Genomic DNA, 22401 nt, shown 5'->3' with positions numbered 1-22401 from the left:
ATAACGCAGAAGAAATATCGGGAGCGCAATCTGCCCGGAAATAACAGAGAACACAGGTTTTTCCAGGGTCGACACTGTTGCAAACCGATCACCGTATCTACCCCATTGCGCCGTTATTTTGTCGGGTAATGACGCTTCACTTACCCGACCCGGCTGACGCCCCGACAGTAAAAAGGGACAGCCGCTGGCTGTCCCTTTTATTATCCCTGTTACCGCGATTACAACAGTTCAGGGTATTTGGTCATTTTCAGCGCCAGCTCGACGCCACGCACTTCCGCCATCCCCTTGAGACGGCCAATCGCCGAATAGCCTGGGTTGGTTTTCTTGCGCAGATCGTCAAGCATCTGATGACCATGATCCGGACGGAACGGGATCGGGCGCAGATCGCCAGCCTGCTTACGCCGCTGCTCTTCACGCAGAATCGCATCCACCACCGCCACCATATTGACGTCGCCGCTAAGGTGCGCCGCCTCGTGGAAGGTTTTCGGGTTCGCTTCACGACAGGTAGATCGCAGATGGGTGAAATGGATGCGATCGCCAAAGGTCTCCACCATCTTCACCAGATCGTTATCGGCGCGGACGCCATACGATCCCGTACACATGGTGAAGCCATTATTGATGCTGTCCACTGTCTCTTTCAGCCACTGCATATCTTCGATGGTCGACACGATACGCGGCAGGCCAAGGATCGGCCGCGGCGGATCGTCCGGATGCACCGCCAGGCGGATGCCTACCTCTTCGCACACCGGCACGATAGCCCGCAGGAAGTAGGCCATATTCTCGCGCAGCTGCGCTTTATCAATGTGGTCATATTCCGCCAGGCGCGCGCGGAACTGGTCAAGGGTGTAACCCTCTTCCGCTCCCGGCAGGCCGGCGATGATATTGCGGGTCAGTTTCTCGATGTCCGCTTCGCTCATCGCCTTGAAATAAACCTCAGCCTGACGCTGCTCTTCTTCGCTATAATCTCCTTCCGCGCCCGGGCGTTTGAGGATATGCAGTTCAAAGGCGGCGAAGGCGATCTGATCGAAACGCAGCGCCCGGGAACCGTCCGGCAGCTCATATTCCAGATCGGTGCGCGTCCAGTCGAGGATCGGCATAAAGTTGTAGCATACGGTATCGATGCCGCAGGCCGCGAGGTTGCGGATGCTCTGCTGATAGTTGGCAATCCAGGTCGCATACTCCCCGCTGTGGGTTTTAATATCCTCATGCACCGGAATGCTTTCGACGACCGACCAGGTCAGCCCTTTTGCCGCTAACAGCGCCTGACGCGCTTTAATCTCCTCTACCGGCCAGACCTGACCGTTTGCAATATGGTGCAGCGCAGTCACGACGCCGGTCGCCCCTGCCTGCCGTACATCATCAAGCGATACTGGATCGTTCGGCCCATACCACCGCCAGGTTTGTTCCATCGCTATGCCCTCACAAAAGTTGTTATACCAATAATGGCGACACTCATGACGACTACCATACATGTTTCTTCTCAGGCTGCAAACAGTGCCGGCGCATTGATTGATCCAGCTCACAGTCAGCGGATAATTTCGGCTTACCAATTTAATTTCCTGTCATATAACTTTAGACTGGCATTGTTAATAAGCAGTTAAACAGGTGTGTAAAGAATGACAACAATTGCAACCGCTACGCTACCGGAAAACGTGCAACGTCCTCAGTACGATCGCAGCCAGCTCCGCTCGCGTATTGTCCATTTCGGCTTTGGCGCGTTTCATCGCGCGCACCAGGCGCTGCTGACCGATCGCGTGCTGAATAACGTCGGTGGCGACTGGGGGATCTGTGAAATCAGTCTGTTCAGTGGCGATACGCTGATGAGCCAGCTTCGCGAACAGGACCATCTGTTTACCGTGCTGGAAAAAGGCGCCGACGGTAACCAGCCCATCGTGATCGGCGCGGTGCACGAATGCCTGAACGCCAGGCTCGATTCGCTGGCGGCAATTATCGAAAAATTTTGCGAGCCGCAGGTGGCGATTGTCTCGCTGACCATCACCGAAAAAGGCTATTGCATCGATCCGGCGACCGGCAAGCTGGATCCGACGCATCCGCGCATCGTTCACGATCTGGAGAATCCGACGCTGCCGCAGTCGGCTCCCGGTATTTTAGTGGAAGCGCTGGCCCGCCGCCGGGACCGGGGCCTGCCGCCCTTTACCGTGCTCTCCTGCGATAACATTCCCGACAACGGCCACGTGGTGAAAAATGCCGTCCTCGGTATGGCGGAAAAACGCAGCCCGGCGCTGGCGAACTGGATCGCCGATAATGTCAGCTTCCCGGGCACCATGGTGGATCGCATTGTTCCTGCGGCCACCGCCGAGTCGCTGGCGGAAATCGCCGCCGTGCTGGGGGTCGACGATCCCTGCGCCATCAGCTGCGAACCCTTCATTCAGTGGGTGGTCGAAGACCACTTCGTCGCCGGACGACCGGCCTGGGAGACGGCCGGCGTGCAGATGACCGACGACGTGCTGCCCTGGGAGCAAATGAAGCTGCGGATGCTCAACGGCAGCCACTCTTTTCTCGCCTGGCTTGGCTATCTGGCAGGTCATGCGCACGTCAGCGACTGCATGCAGGATAACGTTTTCCGCCGCGCCGCTCGCCAGCTGATGCTTGACGAACAGGCTCCGACGCTGACCATTACCGGCGTCGATCTCGAGGCCTATGCCGACAGCCTCATCGACCGCTTCAGTAATCCGGCGCTCAAACATCGCACCTGGCAAATCGCCATGGACGGCAGCCAGAAACTGCCCCAGCGCATGCTCGACGGCATCCGCGTACATCTTGAGCGCGGCAGCCGCTGGCCGCTGCTGGCCCTCGGCGTTGCCGGCTGGATGCGCTACGTCAGTGGTACGGACGACGCGGGTCAGACGATCGACGTGCGCGATCCGCTGGTCGACAAGATCCAGCAGCGGGTGGCGCAGAGCGATGAGCAGCAGCGCGTCGATGCGCTACTGGGTCTGGAGGTAATATTTGGCCGCGACCTGCCGCACAACGCGCAGTTTGTCGCCGGGATCCGCGCCGCCTGGCAGCAACTGGCGACGCACGGTGCCCGCGAGGCCGTGGCCCGCGCGCTAAATTCTTAACAATATTTGCGCTTATGCGGACAGAATCTTCTTCTGTCCGCCTCAGGACTTCTCTTTTCCCCCTTTTTTCGTCAGGATAGGCGTAACTGTTACAACATTACATTTATCCTGGAGAAAAGAGTGACCAGAACCAATTTGATCACCGGCTTTCTCGGCAGCGGTAAGACGACCTCAATTCTTCATCTGCTGGCGCAGAAGCCTGCGGATGAAAAATGGGCCGTACTGGTGAATGAGTTTGGCGAAGTCGGGATAGACGGCGCGCTGCTGGCCGACAGCGGCGCCCTGCTCAAAGAGATCCCCGGCGGCTGCATGTGCTGCGTTAACGGCCTGCCGATGCAGGTTGGGCTGAATACCCTGCTGCGCCAGGGTAAACCCGATCGCCTGCTGATCGAACCCACCGGCCTTGGCCATCCGAAGCAGATCCTCGATATCCTCACCGCAGCGGTGTATGAACCCTGGATCGATCTACGCGCTACGGTGTGCATCCTCGATCCCCGTCAGCTGCTGGATGAAAAAGTCGTCAATAACGACAATTTCCGCGATCAGCTGGCCGCGGCGGACATCATTGTGGCCAATAAAAACGATCGGGAAACGCCCGAAAGCGCCCAGGCGTTGGCCGACTGGTGGCAGCGCTGGGGCGGCGATCGTCGCAAGGTGTCGACAACCCAGGGTAATATCGACCTCGCCCTGCTCGATGAGCCGCGCCGCAACACCGCCCCGTTGCCGGCGAGCGCGGAGCATGTTCACCACTCTCGCCCGACCAGCGGTCTCGCCGCACTCAGCCTGCCCGAGCACCAGCGCTGGCGCCGCCACCTCAACAGCGGCCAGGGCTATCAGGCCTGCGGCTGGATTTTCGACGCGGAAACGGTCTTTGAGACCATCGGCCTGCTCGAATGGGCACGGCTGGCGCCCGTGGCGCGCGTCAAAGGCGTGATGCGCATTGCCGAAGGGGCCGTGAGGATCAACCGCCAGGGCGAGGATTGGCATATCGAGACTCTGAGCGTCCCCCCACCCGATAGCCGAATCGAGCTTATCTCGGCGAACGAAGCCGACTGGAACGCGCTCCAGACCTCACTGTTGAGGCTTCGTTTAAGTTGAGGCGGCTAAGGTTGCCGCCGACTGTCACAAAATCGCAATGGCTATGATGAAAAACCGAATTCCTTTAATTCTGCTGCTTAACATCGCGGGTGTGGCGCTATTTTGCTCCTGGTATCTGCCGGTCAACCACGGCGCCTGGTCGCCGGTCGACTCCGCGATCTTCCATTTCTTTAACCATGGCGTCAGCCTCAGCCACGCCTATGCCTGGCTGCTGGCGATCATCAACAATCGCGCCTTCGACGCCTGTTCGCTGCTGGCGATGGGCTGCCTGATGCTCCGCTACTGGCTTAAAGCGCCGCCAGCAGGCCGTCGCCAGATTGCCATCATGGGCCTGGTGATGCTGCTGGCCGCGGTGATCATTAACCAGCTGGCGCAGCACCTGATGCCGGTACAGCGCGCCAGCCCGTCGCTGTTTTTCCACGATGTCACCCGCGTCAGCGATGTCGTCAATTTCCCCACCAAAGACGCCTCCAAGGACAGCTTCCCTGGCGATCATGGGATGATGCTGCTGATCTTCGCGAGCTTTATGTGGCGCTATTTCGGCCGCCGCGCGCTAACCGTGGCGCTGGTGATATTTGTGGTCTTTGCTTTCCCGCGCGTCATGATTGGCGCTCACTGGTTCAGCGATATTGCCGTCGGCTCCCTGACCGCCGTGCTGATTGGCGCGCCGTGGGTATTGATGACACCGCTGAGCGATAAATTGATCGCCCTTTTCGATAGCTCTCTGCCCGGCGGAATATCGGCCAAATAATGTCGTGGTCGCCGTCTGGCGTCATTATCTATAAGGGGACCTTTTGGGTCCCCTTTTTCAATTGCGCTTTTTTTCAACATGATGTTCATCTTCTTGTCACATTAATCCCGTGACAAATGAAGGAATTGTCTGTTTTTTACCCGATACTGGCGCTATTTTGTCCTTTCCCGATGATTCACTTTTTGTCACCAAAATACTTATAAGAAATCGCGCAAAACCGCTCGCCATGCGGCGTTTGATAGGGTAATCTCGTTCTCGTTTTGCCTTTTCCGCAACATTAATTCAGGGCATGAATAAATTTGTGCGTGACTGCACAAATTTAAGCTTAAGGAATTGTCTCATTGCGGATGGGTATTTAGGCTCTAACACGTTTGGCATTTTTTATAACGACATTGTCGTTAAGGACAACAAGGGAAAATAAACAGCATGGTCAAATCTCAGCCGATTTTGAGATACATCTTGCGGGTAGCCCCCGCGATTGCAGTAGCGGTTCTGCTTTCCGCGTGTAGTTCAACAAGTACCGCCAGGAATATGCATTCTGAGACGCATGCTGTGGGTAGTGGCGATTTATCATCACTGCAAGCCTCTCAGGATGAATTTGAAACGATGGTCCGTAACCTGGACGTGAAGTCCCGTTTAATGGATCAGTATGCCAGCTGGAAAGGCGTGCGTTACCGCCTCGGCGGCAGCACCCGTAAAGGTATCGACTGCTCAGCGTTTGTGCAGCGCACCTTCCGCGAACAATTTGGTCTGGAACTGCCGCGTTCAACCTCTGAACAGCAGGAAACCGGAAAATCGATTTCCCGTACCCAGCTGCGTACTGGCGATCTGGTTCTGTTCCGCGCCGGCTCTACCGGCCGCCACGTCGGGATCTATCTCGGCAACAACCAGTTCGTTCACGCCTCCACCAGCAGCGGGGTGACCATCTCCAGCATGGATGAACCGTACTGGAAAAAGCGCTACAACGAAGCGCGTCGAGTTCTGAGCCGCTCGTAAACTGTCCTCTACCGCCGCCGGTTATCCCTTGGCTGGAGGCGGGATAAAAAAACACTGCCCCGGCAGTGTTTTTTTTTGCCACCTGATTCTGAACGCCGCAAAATAAGCTATGTCTTTTAAGTGGGAATGAGAAAAACGACGACCGACAAACCGTTGATGGGATTCAATAACACGGAAAGACTATAGCTATGCTTACTCGCTACTTTTCACCCCAGCGTAAAATCTGGTTAACCAGCCTGTGCGTGGGGATTATCGTCGCGCTGCTGGCCGGCTGCATTCAGTTTATGGTGATTTACCATAACCGGGCAGAGCGTTTCGACGCCATTCTCAACAACGTTGACACTTACCTGAAAAGCTATTTTCACGATCTCCGTGAAACCATTGATGGCCTGCAGCCGCTGGTGGATCAGCCCTGCGAGAATATCGACTCCGGACTCACCTCCCATGCCGCTTTCAGCCCCAACGTTCGCGCGTTTCTGCTGGTTAAAAACGGCGTCGTCTTTTGCTCCTCGGCGACAGGGGCCATGAATACGCCCCTTACTCAGCTTATCCCGGCGATCGATATTCGCAAACCCGTTGATATGGCGATTTTGCCGGGTACGCCGATGATGCCGAAAAGCGCAGCGCTGGCGTTATGGGTCAGCAAACCCGATGATGCAAACAGCGGCATTTTCGTATCGATCAACGCCAATCTCACGCCGTACATCCTCTATTCCGCACGACAAAATGATTTCAGCGGTATTGCGCTGGCCATCGGTCACACCGCCATCTCCACCTTCAGTAATCGGCTGGTGGATCCGCAAACCCTGCATAACGAACCGATCCGCCAGGTACAGATCGACGGTTTACCGCTGAAGGTCTACCTGTATGCCAACAGCTGGCTGGCGGAAAATACACAGTTTGCCCTGTTGCTCGGGGTAGTGTGCGGCCTGCTGGCGGGGTTGCTCTGTTATTACGTGCTGACGATCAAATCCGATCCGCGAAAATCGATACTGCTGGGGATCAAAAATAACCAGTTCTACGTCGTCTATCAGCCGGTCGTGAATGCCCAGACCCTGCGTATCAGCGGCGTGGAGGTGCTCATGCGCTGGCGCCATCCGGTGGTGGGTGAAATCCCGCCCGACGTCTTTATTAATCTGGCGGAAACCCAGCAGATGATCGTGCCGCTGACCCATCACCTGCTGGCGCTGATCGCCAGCGATGGTCAAGTGCTTAAACGGATCCTGCCGCGCGGCGTCAAGCTGGGGCTGAATATTTCCCCTGCCCATCTGCAGGCTGACAGCTTCCGCGACGATATGCTGCGCTTTGCCGCCGCGCTGCCCGCCGACCATTTTCACGTGGTGCTGGAGGTGACCGAGCGGGCCATGATTGATAAAGAAAAATCGATCGCTAACTTCGCCTGGCTCCACCAGCAGGGTTTTGAAATCGCGATAGATGATTTTGGTACCGGGCATAGCGCGCTGATTTATCTCGAACGCTATAACTTCGATTATCTGAAGATCGATCGCGGCTTTGTGCAGGCGATTGGCACCGAAACCGTGACCTCGCCGGTGCTGGATGCGGTACTGACCCTCAGCCGCCGGCTGAAATTAATGACCGTCGCTGAAGGAGTGGAGACCCAGGAACAGGCGGAGTGGCTTCGTGCCCAGGGCGTCAATTTCCTGCAAGGGTACTGGATAAGCCGTCCGCTATCGCTGGAGGCGCTGGTCGCCGCGCATGATGAACCTGCGAATTATTTCACAACGCGCTAAGTCTCACATATGATGCGGGAACAGAGGTCGGCTATGGGGGCCGACCGTGACAAGGTATTCTGCCGCCTATGTATGCGCGCCTCTTTTTAATTCTGCTTGCTCTGTTTAGCCTTAGCGCTAAGGCGCAAACAATAAAAGAAAGCGTCGCCTTTGCGATTATCGGTGAACCCAAATACGCCGCCAGCTTCAGCCATTTTGATTATGTCAATCCTGAGGCGCCGAAAGGCGGCACCCTCACCCTGGCGGCGATCGGCACCTTTGATAACTTCAACCGCTACGCACTGCGCGGCAATCCCGCCGTGCGCACTGAGGCGCTCTACGATACCCTGTTCACCACCTCGGATGATGAGCCCGGCAGCTACTACCCGCTGATTGCCGAGCGGGCGCGCTATGCCGAGGACTATTCCTGGATGGAGATCGCTCTCAACCCGCACGCCCGCTTCCATGACGGCACGCCAATCACCGCCCAGGACGTTGCATTTACCTTCAACAAGTTTATGACCGAAGGGGTGCCACAGTTCCGCTTGTTTTATAAAGGCACCACCGTTAAGGCCATCGCCCCGTTGACCGTACGAATCGACCTCGGCCAGCCCGGCAAAGAGAACATGCTGAGTCTGCTGAGCCTGCCGGTGATGCCTGAGTCGTTCTGGCGCCAGCACAAACTCAGCGACCCGCTGTCGAAGCCGCCGCTGGCCAGCGGGCCATACCGCATCAGCGCCTGGCGAATGGGGCAATACATTATCTATTCACGCGTCGCCGACTACTGGGCGGCCGACCTGCCGGTCAACCGGGGTCGCTGGAATTTCGATACGCTGCGCTATGACTATTATCTCGACGACAATGTCGCTTTCGAAGCCTTTAAAGCGGGAGCCGTCGATCGCCGGGAAGAGACCGTCGCCAAAAACTGGGCTACCCGCTACGTCGGTCGCAACTTCAGCCGCGGCTACATTATTAAAGATGAGCATACAAATACCTCGGCGCAGGATACCCAGTGGCTGGCGTTCAATATTCAGCGCCCGGTTTTTGCCGATCGCCGGGTGCGGGAGGCCATTACCCTGGCGTTCGATTTTGAATGGATGAACAAGGCGCTGTTTTACAGCGCCTATCAGCGCGCCAACAGCTATTTCCAGAACACCGAATATGCCGCCCGCAGCCTGCCCGACGCCGCCGAGCTGGCCCTGCTGACGCCGATGAAAAACGAACTGCCCCCGGAGGTCTTCAGCCAGGTTTACCAGCCGCCGGTCTCCCGTGGCGATGGCTTCGACCGCGACAACTTACTCAAAGCCGACGCCCTGCTCAATGCGGCGGGTTGGACGGTAAAAAACCAGCGCCGGGTCAACGCCGCCACCGGCAAGCCGCTGCGCTTTGAACTGCTGATGCCAGCCGGTGGCAATGACCGCTGGGTGCTGCCGTTTCAGCACAACCTGCAGCGCCTGGGGATCGTCATGGATATTCGTCAGGTTGATAACTCGCAGTACAGCAACCGTCGCCGCAGCCGTGATTACGACATGATGCCGAGCCTGTGGCGTGCCATGCCCTGGCCCGGCACCGACCTGCAAATCTCCTGGGCCTCAGACTATATTCACTCCAGCTATAACGCACCGGGGGTGCAAAGCCCGGTAGTGGATAAGCTGATTGCGCAGATCCTGCAGTGGCAGGGCAATAAGCAGAAACTGATCCCCCTCGGTCGGGCGCTGGACCGCGTGCTCACCTGGAATAACTACATGCTGCCGATGTGGTATATGGCGCAGGACCGCACCGCGTGGTGGAATAAGTTCTCTTTCCCCGAGACCCGCCCCATTTATTCCTCCGGGCTCGATACCTGGTGGTACGACGTGAACAAAGCGGCCACCCTCCCCGCGGACAGACGTTAAGGACATCCCATGGGCAGCTACCTGATCCGCCGTTTGCTGTTAGTGATCCCCACCCTGTGGGCCATCATCACCATTAACTTTTTTATTGTGCAAATCGCACCCGGCGGCCCGGTCGATCAGGCCATCGCCGCCATCGAATTTGGTCAGCACGGCGGGATGCCGGGTGCCGGCGACGGCGGGATGGGCGCCAGCCATGCCCGAACCGGCGCAGGGAACATCAGCGAGGGGCACTATCGCGGTGGGCGGGGCCTTGATCCGGAAGTCATCGCCGAGATCACCCACCGCTACGGCTTTGACAAGCCGCTGCACGAGCGTTACCTGAAGATGCTGGGCGATTATCTGCGCTTTGATTTTGGCGACAGCCTGTTTCGCAGCGCCTCAGTACTGCAGCTGATTAAAGACAGCCTGCCGGTCTCGGTGAGCCTCGGACTGTGGAGTACGCTGATTATCTACCTGGTTTCCATTCCGCTGGGTATTCGCAAAGCGGTCAGCAACGGCAGCCGCTTTGACATCTGGAGCAGCACGCTGATTATTATTGGCTATGCGATCCCCGCCTTTCTGTTCGCCATCCTGCTGATCGTGATTTTTGCCGGCGGCAGCTATTTCGACCTCTTCCCGCTGCGCGGTCTGGTCTCACCGAACTTCGACACCCTTCCCTGGTATCAGAAGATCCTCGATTACCTGTGGCACATCACCCTGCCGGTGCTGGCGACGGTGATCGGCGGCTTTGCCGCCCTGACCATGCTGACCAAAAACAGCTTCCTCGATGAGATCCGCAAACAGTATGTGGTCACCGCCCGCGCCAAAGGCGTCGGTGAGAAACAGATCCTCTGGGGACATGTGTTCCGCAACGCCATGCTGCTGGTGATCGCCGGCTTCCCGGCCACCTTTATTAGTATGTTCTTTACCGGTTCGCTGCTGATCGAAGTGATGTTCTCGCTGAACGGCCTGGGTCTGCTGGGCTATGAAGCGACGGTCTCCCGCGACTATCCGGTGATGTTCGGCACGCTCTATATTTTCACTCTGATTGGCCTGCTGCTGAATATCGTCAGCGATATCAGCTATACGCTGGTCGACCCGCGCATTGATTTTGAGGGCCGCTAATGTCTTTCTTCAGTCCCGTTAATCAGGCCCGCTGGGCGCGCTTTCGTCACAACCGTCGCGGCTACTGGTCGCTGTGGCTGTTTTTAATTCTCTTCTTCTGCAGCCTCGGCGCCGAGCTGCTGGCCAACGATCGCCCGCTGCTGGTGCAGTACCGGGGCCAGCTGTATGTTCCGGTGTTAAAAAACTACACCGAGCAAACCTTTGGCGGCGCGTTCGCTACCGCCGCCGACTATCAGGATCCCTGGCTGCAGCACCAGCTGTCCACCCACGGCTGGGCGCTATGGCCGCCGGTGCGCTTCGGCGCCACGACGATTAATTTTGCCAGCACCGTCCCCTTTCCGTCACCGCCCTCGGCCAGCAACTGGCTTGGCACCGACGCCAACGGCGGAGATGTGCTGGCGCGGATCCTCTATGGTACGCGCATCTCGGTGCTCTTCGGTCTGCTGCTGACGCTGTTCTCCAGCGTGCTGGGGGTGCTGGCCGGGGCGATACAGGGTTACTATGGCGGCAAAATCGACCTCTGGGGCCAGCGCTTTATCGAAGTCTGGTCCGGGATGCCGACCCTGTTTCTGATCATCCTGCTCTCCAGCGTCGTGCAGCCGGGCTTCTGGTGGTTGCTGGCGATCACCGTCCTTTTTGGCTGGATGACGCTGGTGGGCGTGGTGCGCGCTGAATTTCTTCGCACCCGCAACTACGACTACATCCGGGCGGCGCAGGCGCTAGGGGTCAGCGACCGGCAGATCATCCTGCGGCATATGTTGCCTAACGCAATGGTGGCGACCCTCACCTTCCTGCCTTTTATCCTGTGCAGCTCCATTACCACCCTGACGTCGCTGGATTTTCTCGGCTTCGGTCTGCCGCTCGGCTCCCCCTCTCTCGGGGAGCTGCTGCTGCAGGGAAAAAACAACCTGCAGGCGCCCTGGCTGGGCATTGCCGCGTTTCTCTCCGTCGCCGTACTGCTGACGCTACTGATTTTTATTGGTGAAGCGGTTCGCGACGCCTTTGACCCGAGTAAGGCGGTGTAATATGACCCTCCCACTATTAGCTATCGACAATCTCTCTATTGCCTTTCGCCAGCAGGGCGAGACGCAGACCGTGGTGCACAATCTGTCGCTCGAGGTGGCAGTTGGTGAGACGCTGGCGCTGGTGGGCGAATCCGGCTCAGGAAAAAGCATCTCCGCGCTGTCGGTGCTGCGACTGCTCCCCACCCCGCCGGCCAGCTACCCCAGCGGCGATATCCGCTTTCATGGCCAGTCGCTGCTGCATGCGGATGAGTCGACCCTGCGCGGCGTGCGCGGCAACCGGATCGCGATGATCTTTCAGGAGCCAATGGTGTCGCTCAACCCCCTGCATACCCTGGAAAAACAGCTCTATGAGGTGCTGTCGTTACACCGGGGAATGCGCAAAGAGGCGGCGCGCGGGGAGATCCTCGACTGCCTGGAGCGCGTCGGGATCCGTCAGGCGCCGCGGCGTCTGGCGGCCTATCCGCATCAGCTCTCCGGCGGCGAGCGCCAGCGGGTGATGATCGCCATGGCGCTGCTGACGCGCCCGGAGTTGCTGATCGCCGATGAACCGACCACCGCCCTGGACGTGTCAGTGCAGGCGCAGATCTTGCAACTGCTGCGCGAGCTAAAGCGGGAGCTGAACATGGGGTTGCTGTTTATCACCCATAACCTGAGCATTGTCCGTCAGCTGGCTGACCGGGTAGCGGTGATGCAGAACGGCCGCTGTGTGGAACAAAATGACTGTCGGGCGCTGTTCAGCGCGCCGGCGCATCCCTACACCCAACGCCTGCTGGATAGCGAACCAGACGGTGAGCCGGTGCCGCTGGCCGTCGATGCCCCGGTGCTGCTGCAGGCGGATGATTTAAACGTGGCATTTCCTGTTCGCAAAGGGATCCTGCGCCGGGTGGTCGATCACCATCGGGTGGTCAACAGCCTCAGTTTTCAGCTACGCGCCGGCGAGACGCTGGGCCTGGTGGGCGAATCGGGATCGGGAAAAAGCACCACCGGTCTGGCGCTGCTGCGCCTGATCTCATCCGAGGGCAGGATAACCTTTGCCGGCCAGCCGATTCAGGGGCGTAACCGCCGACAGCTGCTGCCGCTGCGCCGACAAATGCAGGTGGTTTTTCAGGATCCGAACTCGTCGCTCAATCCGCGCCTGACGGCGCAGCAGATCATTGAGGAAGGCTTGCGCGTCCACCAGCCGACGCTGACGGCAGCCGAACGCGAACAGGCAGTGATCCTCGCCATGCAGGAGGTCGGCCTCGATCCGGCCAGCCGCCAGCGCTACCCGGCAGCCTTCTCCGGTGGCCAGCGCCAGCGTATCGCCATCGCCAGAGCGTTGATCGTCAAGCCGCAGCTGCTCGTCCTCGACGAGCCGACCTCATCACTGGATAAAACCGTTCAGGCGCAGATCCTGAATCTGCTGAAAGCATTACAGCAAAAGCATCAGCTGGCCTATATTTTTATCAGTCATGATTTACGCGTGGTGCGGGCGCTGTGTCATCAGGTGATGGTGCTGCGTCAGGGAGAGGTGGTTGAACAGGGCGAGTGCCAGTCCGTCTTCAGCGCACCCCGACACGAGTATACCCGCCAGCTGCTGGCGCTGAGCTGACGGTCAGAAGGGGTTGTTGCCGGAGAAGGGCTCGGCGATGGCCACGCCAAAATTTTTCAGACGACAGGTGGCGGCGAATTCATCCTGCAGGTTAACGAACAGGCACGGTTCGCCTTCGCACTCAAGGACTGAACAGTCGACTTCGATGTCGCTTAACGCCTGGCTGAGCTTATGCATAACCGGCCAGGCTTTCTCACCGTCCGGACTCAGCAACTTCAGGGCAACGAGACTGTTCTCGTTCTGCGCGCCGTTTTGCGGAATCGGTTCAACTCTGGAACCCGCAAAACCGGCCAGCCAGCGATAGCTCTGCGGCAGACGGTGTACGATAGAGAGTTGTTGTGTATTCACGTGGTTTCCCCGGAAGCAAAAGGCTTCACAATAAATTTACATCAATATTAACACACTGTTGACAAATAGTCCTGCCTTGACGCAGAAAACGTTTACAGCCGCGGCGGGCCAGGGCTAAGCACTTATAATCCAGCGCGTTATTTTTATACCCGGCGAGCCGATTGGCGCTATATGTACCCGTTTCTGTGATCCAAAACAACTTTTTTATCGCAACAATGCGACTTTTTACACTAATTGATTTTACATAAAGGAAACAAATCGCAGAACCCTGAAGCTCATTCTGGTTGACATGTATCAAGAAAGGGGCGATTTCGCCCCTGAAAATGTGACCTAGTGTGCGATTTTTCGCCGACGGGAAGCGTAAAGCGAGAAGAAAATAGAACAGGTTGCGCAGAAGGCAATAGAGATCAGCATTGGCCAGGCGGTGGTAAACGTCGCCATCGACAGCAGCGCGCCAATAATCGCCCCGATACCAAAACGAAACGTTCCGGCCAGTGACGAAGCGGTGCCGGCCATATGCGGAAACTCATCGAGGATCACCGCCATGGCGTTAGACGACACCATCGATACGCAGCCGACAAAGGCCGCCACGCCGATCACCAGCGACCAGAAGCCGACGTCCAGCAGCGCGCAAACCACCATCCATACCGCCATGGCAAACTGGATCCACAGCCCGGCCCGGAACATGCGCAACGCCCCCACCCGCCGCACAAACCGGCTGTTGAACATGGTCATCAGGAACAGGAAAACAATGTTCAGCGCAAAATAGTAACCAAAGTGCTGAGGCGCAACGTGGTTAATATTGATATAGACGAAAGGCCCGGCACTGAGGAAAGAGAACATGCCGGCGAAGCTAAAGCCGCTCGCCAGCATATAGCTCAGCACCCGCTTGTGACGGAACAGGGTGGCAAAATTACCCAGCGTGGTGCGCAGATGGAACGGCTGACGCCTGTCAGCTGGCAGCGTTTCGCGGATAAACAGGCCGATCATCAGCGAGGCGAGCAGGGCCACCAGCGCGAGGATCCAGAAGATGGCATGCCAGCTAAACCAGACCAGCACCGCACCGCCGACCATCGGCGCCACCAGCGGCGCAATGGTCGTCACCAGCATGACAAACGACATCATCCGTGAAAACTCATCTTTCGGATAGATATCGCGCATCAGGGCATTGATCACCACGCTGGCGGCCGCGGCCGCCAGACCGTGGAAGAAACGCATGACAATGAGCATATCGATGGTCTGCGACAGGGCGCAAGCCACCGCCGCCGCGGCGAACACCAGCGTCCCGCCGAGGATCACCGGTTTGCGACCAAGGCTGTCTGCCATCGGCCCGTACAGCAGCTGACCCAGCGCAAAGCCCAGGATATAGGTGCTGAGCGTCATCTGCGCGCTGCCGTCCGGGACGTTGTACTGGGCGGCGATCACCGGCAGCGCCGGAAGATACATATCGATCGACAGCGGCATCAGCATGGCCAGCAGGCCGAGGATAAACACAATTCCCAGAGAAGAATTCTGCTTCACTGTCACGTTTTACTCCGTGCCTGCGGGGCGCCTACGCTGGCGATTTCCGTTTCCGTCAGCGGACGATATTCACCCGGCGCCAGCGCGTCATCCAGCAGGATATCGCCGATGCGCTCCCGGTGCAGGCCAACCACATGGTTGCCCACGGCGGCGAACATGCGTTTCACCTGATGGTAGCGCCCTTCGCTGATGGTCAGGCGCACTTCGGTCGGGGTGATCACTTCCAGCACTGCCGGCTTAGTGAGATCTTTTTCATTGTGCAACTGGACGCCTTTGGCAAACAGCTCTGCGGTCCCTTCCGCCAGCGGGCTTTCCAGCTCCACCAGGTAGGTTTTTTCACAATGGTGGCGCGGCGAGGTAATGCGGTGCGACCACTGGCCGTCATCGGTCATCAGCACCAGCCCGGTGGTGTCGATATCCAGGCGCCCGGCGGCGTGCAGCTTGTGCGCCACCGGCTCATCGAGGAAATAAAGGATAGTCGGATGATCGGGATCGTCGGTGGAACAGACGTAACCCTGCGGCTTGTTCAGCATAAAATAACGGGGGCCGTTCTGCTGGGTCAGCGTATTACCATCATATTCCACCTCGTGCTCTGGCTGGAGCTTAAAAGAGGCATCTTTCACAATGTCGCCGTCCACGGTAACACGGCTGCCGCGGATTTCACGCCCGGCAATAGCCCGGCTGACGCCAAGCTGCTGAGCGATAAACTTATCAAGTCGCATGAATTTTTTTAGCCTGTAATAGTGCTGGAGCGGGCAACTCGCCCGAAAAAGAAGAATTTCACTGGCTAGTATAACGGGCTCTTAACACCACTCAAGGGAAAAGATTCATGGCATACTATTCGCGAGTTAATTAGCCCCGTGAATTCATGACTTTTACATTACGCCCCTACCAACAAGAAGCCGTCGATGCCACCCTCGCCTGGTTTCGTCGCCATACCGAGCCGGCGACCATTGTCCTGCCCACCGGCGCGGGCAAAAGCCTGGTGATTGCCGAGCTTGCCCGGCTGGCCCGCGGCCGCGTGCTGGTGTTGGCCCACGTCAAAGAGCTGGTGGCGCAGAACCATGCGAAATACTGCGCCCTTGGCCTCGAGGCGGATATCTTTGCCGCTGGTCTGCAGCGTAAAGAGAGCCACGGCAAAGTGGTGTTCGGCAGCGTGCAGTCGGTGGCGCGCAACCTCGATCAGTTTCACAGTGAATTTTCGCTGCTCATCGTCGATGAATGCCACCGTATCAGCGATGACGACGACAGCCAGTATCAACAGATCATAAGCCACCTGCGGCAGGTGAATCCTCAGCTCCGGCTGCTCGGCCTGACGGCCACCCCGTTCCGCCTCGGCAAGGGTTGGATCTATCAGTTTCACTACCACGGCATGGTACGTGGCGATGAGAAAGCACTGTTTCGCGACTGCATCTATGAGCTGCCGCTGCGCTATATGATTAAGCACGGCTACCTGACGCCACCGGAACGCCTTGATATGCCGGTGGTGCAGTACGATTTCAGCCGTCTGCAGGCGCAAAGCAACGGCCTGTTCAGCGAAGCCGATCTTAACCACGAACTGAAAAAACAGCAGCGCATAACACCGCATATCGTCAGCCAGATCGTGGAGTTCGCCGAAAGCCGTAAAGGGGTGATGATCTTCGCCGCCACCGTGGAACACGCCCGGGAAGTGACCGGTCTGCTGCCGGCGGCGCAAGCCGCGCTGATCACCGGGGAAACGCCTGGACCAGAGCGGGATCGCATTATCGAGGCGTTTAAAGCGCAGGAGTATCGCTATCTGGTGAACGTCGCGGTGTTGACCACCGGCTTCGACGCCCCGCACGTTGACCTGATCGCCATCCTCCGCCCCACCGAGTCGGTGAGTCTTTACCAACAGATCGTTGGCCGCGGCCTGCGCCTGGCGCCGGGCAAAACCGACTGCCTGATCCTCGACTACGCCGGCAACCCGCATGACCTGTACGCCCCGGAAGTGGGGACGCCGAAGGGGAAAAGCGACAACGTGCCGGTGCAGGTCTTCTGCCCGGCCTGCGGCTTCGCCAACACCTTCTGGGGCAAAACCACCGCCGACGGCACCTTGATTGAGCATTTTGGCCGCCGCTGCCAGGGCTGGTTTGAAGATGATGACGGCCACCGCGAACAGTGCGACTTCCGCTTTCGCTTCAAAAACTGCCCGCAGTGCAACGCGGAAAACGATATCGCCGCCCGCCGCTGCCGCGAGTGCGACACGATTTTGGTCGACCCGGACGATATGCTGAAGGCGGCGCTGAAGCTAAAGGACGCGCTGGTGCTGCGCTGCAGCGGTATGGCTATGCAGCACGGTAGCGACGAGAAAGGCCCGTGGCTGAAAATCACCTACTATGATGAGGACGGCGCCGACGTGAGTGAGCGCTTCCGTCTGCAAACGCCCGCCCAGCGTACCGCCTTTGAGCAGTTGTTTATCCGCCCGCATACCCGTACGCCGGGCGTGCCGTTACGCTGGATAACCCCGGCGGATATCATTGCCCAGCAGGCGCTGCTGCGCCATCCTGACTTTGTCGTCGCCCGAATGAAGGGGCAATACTGGCAGGTGCGGGAAAAAGTTTTCGATTATCAGGGCCGTTTCCGTCGCGCCAATGAGCTGCGTTAATCCGCCAAAAACTGAGGTTTTGATTGCCGCTGTGCCGATTGGCGGCTATAATGCCGCCCGCTTTTGCATTCGCAAAGCAGATAATCTGCCTGCAGCTGGGTCGCCTGTTGCAGGCTTTATATATAGAGAGACATCAATGTTTACTATCAACGCAGAAGTACGTAAAGAGCAGGGTAAGGGTGCGAGCCGCCGCCTGCGCGCAGCTAACAAGTTCCCGGCAATCATCTACGGTGGCGAAGCTGCTCCGGTTGCTATCGAACTGGATCACGACAAACTGTGGAACATGCAGGATAAAGCTGAATTTTACGGCGAAGTTGTGACCCTCGTTATCGATGGCAAAGAAGAGAAAGTTAAAGTTCAGGCTGTTCAGCGTCACGCGTTCAAGCCGAAACTGACCCACATCGACTTCGTTCGCGCGTAATCGCCGATAGCAAGTTGTATGGCAAACGCCCTGGTGTCTTCTGACCCGGGGCGTTTTGTTATCGGCGCCGCCAAAGTTCCGGCGCCTCGTCCACGAGGTCGCTCAGCATCCGGTGCTTATTCATGCCGGGCAGCCAGAGCATCACCATGGTCACGTTCAGTCCCTGACTGCCGACCTCGGTAGCTATTTCAGCAACCCCCTGCCACTCGCCTGGCCGTAAATGTTCCGGTAAAAATCCCCAGCCCATCCCCTGCTCCATCGCATGGCGCAGCAGCGCGATTTCATTCATATACAGCGTATGGCCTGATATCTGTAGCCGGCGGGCGATCTGATCGTCACTGCGCCGGTGCATCACCAGCTGTGGCGTTAGCGATAAATTCAGCAATGTCAGCGGCCGTGCGGCGTCAGTAAACAATCCTTGCGCGGCGTAAAAACGTAAATCAACGGTGCCCAGCGCCCGCCACTCCATTTCGCTGCCCAGCGTACGATTATTAGCCTGGCAAATGGCCATATCCGCGATGCCCTCGCTCAGCGCCTGCTCGGCTTCGCGCCGCGAGGCGCTCCAGCAGCTTAAACGGATCTGCCGCCGGGCAAGCGTATCAGCCAGCAAACAGAGAAATTCACGCGGCACGAAGGGATCGTACACCAGACGTAACGCCTGCCAGGCCGTTTGCGGCAGCGTTTGCGCAAAAGACTCGAAAGCCTGCGCCTGACGCAACAGCAGGTGTGCCTGGCGAAAAAGCTGCTCGCCTTCGGCGGTTAGCGTCAGGCTACGCCCTTCACGGCTGAACAGCCGGTAGCCCAGCGCATCTTCCAGATAGTCCAGCAGATCGCGAAGCGTGGTCCGGTCTTTAGCTAAACGAATGGCCGCCTGCGACAGGCTGCCAGTTTCGGCGATGGTGGCGAAGGCCTCAATCTGTGCGAAAGAATACTGCAGGGTTTTCATCCCTCTCTCCCTTGCGGGGGAAAATCCCCCCTATGCTGATTTTAGCCTTCGCGAGCCGATTTATATACTGCGCAGCGAATCTATGGCAAACGAGGAAATAAAAATGATAAAAAAACCACTGGCTCTGGCGTTAATTTTGGCGGCGCTGCCGGCGGCGGCGATGGCGCAAAACTGCGGCGACCTGACGCTGGATGTCTGCCCCACCCCTTACGACCAAACGCTACCCGCGGCCAAAGACATGCTCACCTGGGATCAGGCGTCACGCGTCGTTGGCTTTCGTAACGACTATCGCAATTATGCCGGAGACGTCTTCCGCCACGGCGCAGCGGTCCCGCTGGAGCGTGCTGAAAAGCCACTGACCCACGCCAGCTATACCCTCAACGGCCACACCTGGACGCTACAGGATTACCTGAAGCGCGAGAACGTCAGCGGCATGCTGGTGCTGAAAGATGGCAAAGTCGCCTGGAAATACCTTGGCAACGGCAACACCGATACCACGCTGTGGACCTCTCGCTCGGTGGGGAAATCGGTGGTTTCGACGCTGGTGGGCATCGCCATTCAGCAGGGGAAAATCCACTCCCTCGATGACCTGATTACCGTTTATGAACCCGAACTAAAAGGCACCGCCTGGGACGGTGTAACGCTCAGGCAGCTCATTCAACATACCAGCGGCGTGGACTGGAATGAAGATTACACCAATCCGCAGTCGCACTTTGCCCGCCTGACCCAATGTGAAGCGCAGCCCGGCGCCTATGATTGCGTACGTAAAATCGTATCGGCACTGTCGCGCAAACACCCGGCAGGCGAGCAGTGGTCCTACTCTTCCGGCGGCGCCTGGTTGCTGGGCGATGTGCTGGAACGCGCGACCGGTATGTCGCTGGCCGCCTGGCTTGAGCAGTCGCTGTGGCAGCCTGCGGGTATGGCCCACGATGGCGTATGGCATGCTTATCAGCAAGGGAAGCATGATGTTGGCGCCCACGGCTTTAACGCCACCCTCGAAGACTGGGGCCGCTTTGGCGAGTTTGTCGCCCGCGATGGTCGGTTAAGCAACGGCAAACAGCTGGTGCCCGCTGGCTGGTTCGACCAGGCCGCAAGCTGGACAAAAGCGCTAAACTCGGTTTCAGCAGCGCATCCGCAAGGTATCTACGGCTATCAGTGGTGGAACAACGCCATTCCGGCCAATGCGCAACACGTACAGCCGACGCCGCAGGAAGGACTGCAGGGCTCGCTGTGGGCGCTGGGGATCTATGGCCAGGTGATCATGGTGAACCGCGCGGAACATCTGGTGATCGTCCAGTGGTCGACCTGGCCGCAGGCGGAACCGTCCTTCAACGCCCAGCCGCTGGAAGCGGCGCTGATGTACAGCGCCATTGCCCGCGAATTGCGCTAATCTCCCCTGCTCCTTGCCGCTTAGCTGGCGAGGAGCGTATCGGCATTCAGCGCCAGATGCTGCAACAGCATTATCGTTTTCGCATCCATGATCTCGCCATCGCGAATAGCCTGCAGCGCCCGCGCCAGCGGCCACTCCAGCACTTCAATATCCTCACCTTCTGCCGCCAACCCGCCGCCGTCGCCCCGACGGTCATCGGCCTGATATTCCGCGATAAAAAAGTAGAGCTTCTCGGTCACGGAGCCTGGACTCATAAAGACAGTGAAGACGGGTTCGACCCGCGTCACGCGAAAGCCGGTCTCCTCTTCCGCTTCGGCAACGATCCGCGCCTCCGGCGAGGCGTTATCCAGCAGCCCGGCGGCAGCCTCAATCAGATACCCATCATGACCGTGGGTAAATACCGGAAATCGGAACTGGCGCGTCAGGACCACCGTCCGCTTCTCACGGTTATAGAGTAAAATGACCGCGCCGTTGCCGCGATCATAGGCTTCCCGGCTCTGCTCCTGCCAGCAACCGTCCCGGCGCAGCAGTTCAAAAGTATATTTTTTCAGGGTGTACCAGTTGTCAGAGAGCAGCGTCTCGCGAACGTGGCGGACGTGCGGTGCGTGAGTTTGCATGTTATATCCCCTTTGAGATGACAGCTGGCACCATAACATGCATAATCAGGCACAAACAAGATCATTCGTGAAGGAAAAATCATGCTCGCCAGTCAGAGAAAACAGCAGATCCTCCAGATCCTCACCGAGGAAAAACAGGTGATGTCCGGGGAGCTAAGCCAGCGGTTCAACGTCTCCGAGGACTCCATTCGCCGCGATCTGCGCGAGCTGGCGGCGGAAGGAAAACTGCAGCGGGTCCACGGCGGCGCACTGCCGGTTTCTGCCGCTATTGCGCCTATTGAAACGCGCAAAAGCGTGCAGATCGCCTCCAAGCAGGCGGTCGCCCGCGCCGCCGCTGCGCTGATCCAGCCTGGACAGGTGGTGATTGTCGATGGCGGCACCACCACTGCAGCAATGATCGGCTTTTTACCTGCGGAACTGAACTGTACGGTGGTCACCCACAGCCCCGGCATCGCCGTGGCGCTGGTGGACCACCCGCGAATCGAGGTGATCCTGCTCGGGGGCAAAGTGTTTAAACATTCGGTCGTCGCTGTGGGCGCCGAGACGCTGGCGGGTATGGCGCGGATCAATGCCGATCTGTTCTTTATGGGGGTGACCGGCATCCACCCGCGGGCAGGTTTCACTACCGGTGATTATGAAGAAGCGGGCATCAAACGCGCACTGGCGGCCAGAGCGGCGGAAACCGTGGTGATGGCGTCCCGGGAGAAGCTCAACGCCGCGTCAGCCTTTGCCATCGGCGAACTGAGCCTCGCCAGTACGCTTATCGTCGACGGTGAACCCGACGCCGCGCTGCGCCAGCAGCTGGTGCAGTGCGGCGTGGAGATCATCCCCGTTCAGCGATAGCGCCGACAGGGCATGGGGCTTAATTGCCGCCGGACGTCCGGCGCTGCAGCTGGTCGCGCAGGTTCGGCGGGGTGCCCTTAATGGTCAGGGTATCGGTGGCGGGATCCCAGAATACGCGTTCACCTAACAGCATGGCGTCGAAGTTAATGGTCAATCCGCCGCCGCTGCCGGCAAACTTGGTCAGCTGGCGTAAGGTGCTGCGATCCGCCGGGAAGCTCTCTTCCAGCTCATAGCCCTGCGCGGCAGTGAATTCCTGGAAGCTCTTTTCGCTGACGCCGGCGAGCTCTTTGGACAGCGACTCCAGCTCAATCTCTTCCCCGGCCTGCAGCTGTTCGTTACAGTACGCGTAGACCTGCTGACGCACATTCTGTCGCTCGGATTTATCAAGCTGAGCATCGGCGGCGAAGTCATCCACC

The 22401-nt window shown here is 58.3% G+C and carries 20 protein-coding genes; 13 read left to right on the top strand and 7 right to left on the bottom strand.

Going from position 1 to position 22401, the window contains the following annotated elements; all coding sequences use genetic code 11:
- Nucleotides 1-218 precede the first annotated feature (218 nt).
- Nucleotides 219-1409 carry a mannonate dehydratase gene (gene uxuA, locus CW267_RS25720; RefSeq protein WP_008804012.1) on the bottom strand — a complete coding sequence of 397 codons (1191 nt, stop codon included), beginning with the start codon at nucleotides 1407-1409 and terminating at the stop codon, nucleotides 219-221.
- Nucleotides 1410-1616: 207 nt separating this feature from the next.
- Here uxuA and CW267_RS25715 point away from each other — a divergent pair, with 207 nt between their 5' ends.
- The 9 genes from CW267_RS25715 to yejF all read left to right on the top strand — a co-directional run bounded on the left by CW267_RS25715 (nucleotide 1617) and on the right by yejF (nucleotide 13273).
- Entirely contained in the window at nucleotides 1617-3083 is a 1467-nt protein-coding gene (locus tag CW267_RS25715; protein WP_032736034.1) for a mannitol dehydrogenase family protein, read from the top strand.
- A 120-nt stretch (nucleotides 3084-3203) separates the two neighbouring features.
- Nucleotides 3204-4181 carry a CobW family GTP-binding protein gene (locus CW267_RS25710; RefSeq protein ID WP_012967545.1) on the top strand — a complete coding sequence of 326 codons (978 nt, stop codon included), beginning with the start codon at nucleotides 3204-3206 and terminating at the stop codon, nucleotides 4179-4181.
- Between the two features lie 37 nt (nucleotides 4182-4218).
- Nucleotides 4219-4932 (top strand): phosphatase PAP2 family protein, encoded by a 714-nt coding sequence (locus CW267_RS25705; protein WP_165787472.1) that lies wholly within the window; start codon nucleotides 4219-4221, stop codon nucleotides 4930-4932.
- Between the two features lie 426 nt (nucleotides 4933-5358).
- Nucleotides 5359-5928, top strand: a complete 570-nt coding sequence (gene mepS / locus CW267_RS25700) for a bifunctional murein DD-endopeptidase/murein LD-carboxypeptidase (RefSeq protein ID WP_004201653.1) — start codon at nucleotides 5359-5361, stop codon at nucleotides 5926-5928.
- 188 nt (nucleotides 5929-6116) lie between these two features.
- Nucleotides 6117-7679: a cyclic di-GMP phosphodiesterase gene (locus CW267_RS25695; RefSeq protein ID WP_012541019.1), complete on the top strand. Its 1563-nt coding sequence runs from the start codon at nucleotides 6117-6119 to the stop codon at nucleotides 7677-7679.
- Nucleotides 7680-7747: 68 nt separating this feature from the next.
- Nucleotides 7748-9553, top strand: a complete 1806-nt coding sequence (locus tag CW267_RS25690) for an extracellular solute-binding protein (RefSeq protein WP_012967543.1) — start codon at nucleotides 7748-7750, stop codon at nucleotides 9551-9553.
- A 9-nt stretch (nucleotides 9554-9562) separates the two neighbouring features.
- Nucleotides 9563-10657, top strand: coding sequence for a microcin C ABC transporter permease YejB (locus CW267_RS25685; RefSeq protein ID WP_008804006.1), 1095 nt, complete (start codon nucleotides 9563-9565; stop codon nucleotides 10655-10657).
- On the top strand, nucleotides 10657-11682 hold the full coding sequence (locus tag CW267_RS25680) for a microcin C ABC transporter permease (protein WP_012967542.1): 1026 nt from the start codon (nucleotides 10657-10659) through the stop codon (nucleotides 11680-11682). The genes CW267_RS25685 and CW267_RS25680 overlap by 1 nt, the downstream gene beginning before the upstream one ends.
- Nucleotide 11683: 1 nt before the next feature.
- Nucleotides 11684-13273: a microcin C ABC transporter ATP-binding protein YejF gene (gene yejF / locus CW267_RS25675; RefSeq protein ID WP_100781307.1), complete on the top strand. Its 1590-nt coding sequence runs from the start codon at nucleotides 11684-11686 to the stop codon at nucleotides 13271-13273.
- Between the two features lie 3 nt (nucleotides 13274-13276).
- Here the strand turns inward: yejF and CW267_RS25670 are convergent, their stop codons facing one another.
- The 3 genes from CW267_RS25670 to rsuA form a co-directional block, all read right to left on the bottom strand.
- Nucleotides 13277-13621 carry a YejG family protein gene (locus CW267_RS25670; RefSeq protein WP_002912974.1) on the bottom strand — a complete coding sequence of 115 codons (345 nt, stop codon included), beginning with the start codon at nucleotides 13619-13621 and terminating at the stop codon, nucleotides 13277-13279.
- Between the two features lie 330 nt (nucleotides 13622-13951).
- On the bottom strand, nucleotides 13952-15148 hold the full coding sequence (locus CW267_RS25660) for a Bcr/CflA family multidrug efflux MFS transporter (RefSeq protein ID WP_008804003.1): 1197 nt from the start codon (nucleotides 15146-15148) through the stop codon (nucleotides 13952-13954).
- Complete coding sequence (gene rsuA / locus CW267_RS25655) at nucleotides 15145-15864, bottom strand: 16S rRNA pseudouridine(516) synthase RsuA (RefSeq protein ID WP_008804002.1); 720 nt, start codon at nucleotides 15862-15864, stop codon at nucleotides 15145-15147. Before rsuA ends, CW267_RS25660 begins: the two co-directional genes overlap by 4 nt.
- A 146-nt stretch (nucleotides 15865-16010) precedes the next feature.
- Here rsuA and CW267_RS25650 point away from each other — a divergent pair, with 146 nt between their 5' ends.
- Nucleotides 16011-17768: a DEAD/DEAH box helicase gene (locus CW267_RS25650; protein ID WP_012541014.1), complete on the top strand. Its 1758-nt coding sequence runs from the start codon at nucleotides 16011-16013 to the stop codon at nucleotides 17766-17768.
- Between the two features lie 136 nt (nucleotides 17769-17904).
- On the top strand, nucleotides 17905-18189 hold the full coding sequence (rplY, locus tag CW267_RS25645; protein WP_008804000.1) for a 50S ribosomal protein L25: 285 nt from the start codon (nucleotides 17905-17907) through the stop codon (nucleotides 18187-18189).
- A gap of 58 nt (nucleotides 18190-18247) precedes the next feature.
- On the opposite strand, the gene CW267_RS25640 is transcribed toward rplY, so the two are convergent.
- On the bottom strand, nucleotides 18248-19135 hold the full coding sequence (locus tag CW267_RS25640; protein WP_008803999.1) for a LysR family transcriptional regulator: 888 nt from the start codon (nucleotides 19133-19135) through the stop codon (nucleotides 18248-18250).
- Between the two features lie 103 nt (nucleotides 19136-19238).
- Here CW267_RS25640 and CW267_RS25635 point away from each other — a divergent pair, with 103 nt between their 5' ends.
- Complete coding sequence (locus CW267_RS25635; RefSeq protein ID WP_023323039.1) at nucleotides 19239-20525, top strand: serine hydrolase domain-containing protein; 1287 nt, start codon at nucleotides 19239-19241, stop codon at nucleotides 20523-20525.
- A gap of 20 nt (nucleotides 20526-20545) precedes the next feature.
- Here CW267_RS25635 and CW267_RS25630 read toward each other — a convergent pair whose 3' ends face one another.
- Nucleotides 20546-21142 (bottom strand): NUDIX domain-containing protein, encoded by a 597-nt coding sequence (locus CW267_RS25630; protein WP_016161564.1) that lies wholly within the window; start codon nucleotides 21140-21142, stop codon nucleotides 20546-20548.
- A gap of 81 nt (nucleotides 21143-21223) precedes the next feature.
- Between CW267_RS25630 and CW267_RS25625 the strand changes: the two genes are divergently transcribed.
- Nucleotides 21224-21985 carry a DeoR/GlpR family DNA-binding transcription regulator gene (locus tag CW267_RS25625; protein WP_008803996.1) on the top strand — a complete coding sequence of 254 codons (762 nt, stop codon included), beginning with the start codon at nucleotides 21224-21226 and terminating at the stop codon, nucleotides 21983-21985.
- A gap of 19 nt (nucleotides 21986-22004) precedes the next feature.
- Here CW267_RS25625 and CW267_RS25620 read toward each other — a convergent pair.
- A partial coding sequence (locus tag CW267_RS25620) for a nucleoid-associated protein (RefSeq protein WP_206054962.1) occupies nucleotides 22005-22401 on the bottom strand: 397 nt, incomplete at its 5' end.

Origin of the sequence: Klebsiella sp. X1-16S-Nf21 (genome assembly GCF_002837615.1) — a bacterium.
Taxonomy (GTDB): domain Bacteria; phylum Pseudomonadota; class Gammaproteobacteria; order Enterobacterales; family Enterobacteriaceae; genus Klebsiella; species Klebsiella variicola.
Note: the sequence above shows the minus strand (reverse complement) of the source record. Positions and strands in the feature narration are given on the sequence as shown.

What these genes read in the sequence shown, in the direction of transcription:
- uxuA (WP_008804012.1), bottom strand. Translation starts at nt 1,409, where the DNA reads ATGGAACAAACCTGGCGGTGGTATGGGCCGAACGATCCAGTATCGCTT.
- CW267_RS25715 (WP_032736034.1), top strand. Translation starts at nt 1,617, where the DNA reads ATGACAACAATTGCAACCGCTACGCTACCGGAAAACGTGCAACGTCCT.
- CW267_RS25705 (WP_165787472.1), top strand. Translation starts at nt 4,219, where the DNA reads ATGGCTATGATGAAAAACCGAATTCCTTTAATTCTGCTGCTTAACATC.
- mepS (WP_004201653.1), top strand. Translation starts at nt 5,359, where the DNA reads ATGGTCAAATCTCAGCCGATTTTGAGATACATCTTGCGGGTAGCCCCC.
- CW267_RS25695 (WP_012541019.1), top strand. Translation starts at nt 6,117, where the DNA reads ATGCTTACTCGCTACTTTTCACCCCAGCGTAAAATCTGGTTAACCAGC.
- CW267_RS25690 (WP_012967543.1), top strand. Translation starts at nt 7,748, where the DNA reads ATGTATGCGCGCCTCTTTTTAATTCTGCTTGCTCTGTTTAGCCTTAGC.
- CW267_RS25685 (WP_008804006.1), top strand. Translation starts at nt 9,563, where the DNA reads ATGGGCAGCTACCTGATCCGCCGTTTGCTGTTAGTGATCCCCACCCTG.
- CW267_RS25680 (WP_012967542.1), top strand. Translation starts at nt 10,657, where the DNA reads ATGTCTTTCTTCAGTCCCGTTAATCAGGCCCGCTGGGCGCGCTTTCGT.
- yejF (WP_100781307.1), top strand. Translation starts at nt 11,684, where the DNA reads ATGACCCTCCCACTATTAGCTATCGACAATCTCTCTATTGCCTTTCGC.
- rsuA (WP_008804002.1), bottom strand. Translation starts at nt 15,864, where the DNA reads ATGCGACTTGATAAGTTTATCGCTCAGCAGCTTGGCGTCAGCCGGGCT.
- CW267_RS25650 (WP_012541014.1), top strand. Translation starts at nt 16,011, where the DNA reads ATGACTTTTACATTACGCCCCTACCAACAAGAAGCCGTCGATGCCACC.
- rplY (WP_008804000.1), top strand. Translation starts at nt 17,905, where the DNA reads ATGTTTACTATCAACGCAGAAGTACGTAAAGAGCAGGGTAAGGGTGCG.
- CW267_RS25640 (WP_008803999.1), bottom strand. Translation starts at nt 19,135, where the DNA reads ATGAAAACCCTGCAGTATTCTTTCGCACAGATTGAGGCCTTCGCCACC.
- CW267_RS25635 (WP_023323039.1), top strand. Translation starts at nt 19,239, where the DNA reads ATGATAAAAAAACCACTGGCTCTGGCGTTAATTTTGGCGGCGCTGCCG.
- CW267_RS25630 (WP_016161564.1), bottom strand. Translation starts at nt 21,142, where the DNA reads ATGCAAACTCACGCACCGCACGTCCGCCACGTTCGCGAGACGCTGCTC.
- CW267_RS25625 (WP_008803996.1), top strand. Translation starts at nt 21,224, where the DNA reads ATGCTCGCCAGTCAGAGAAAACAGCAGATCCTCCAGATCCTCACCGAG.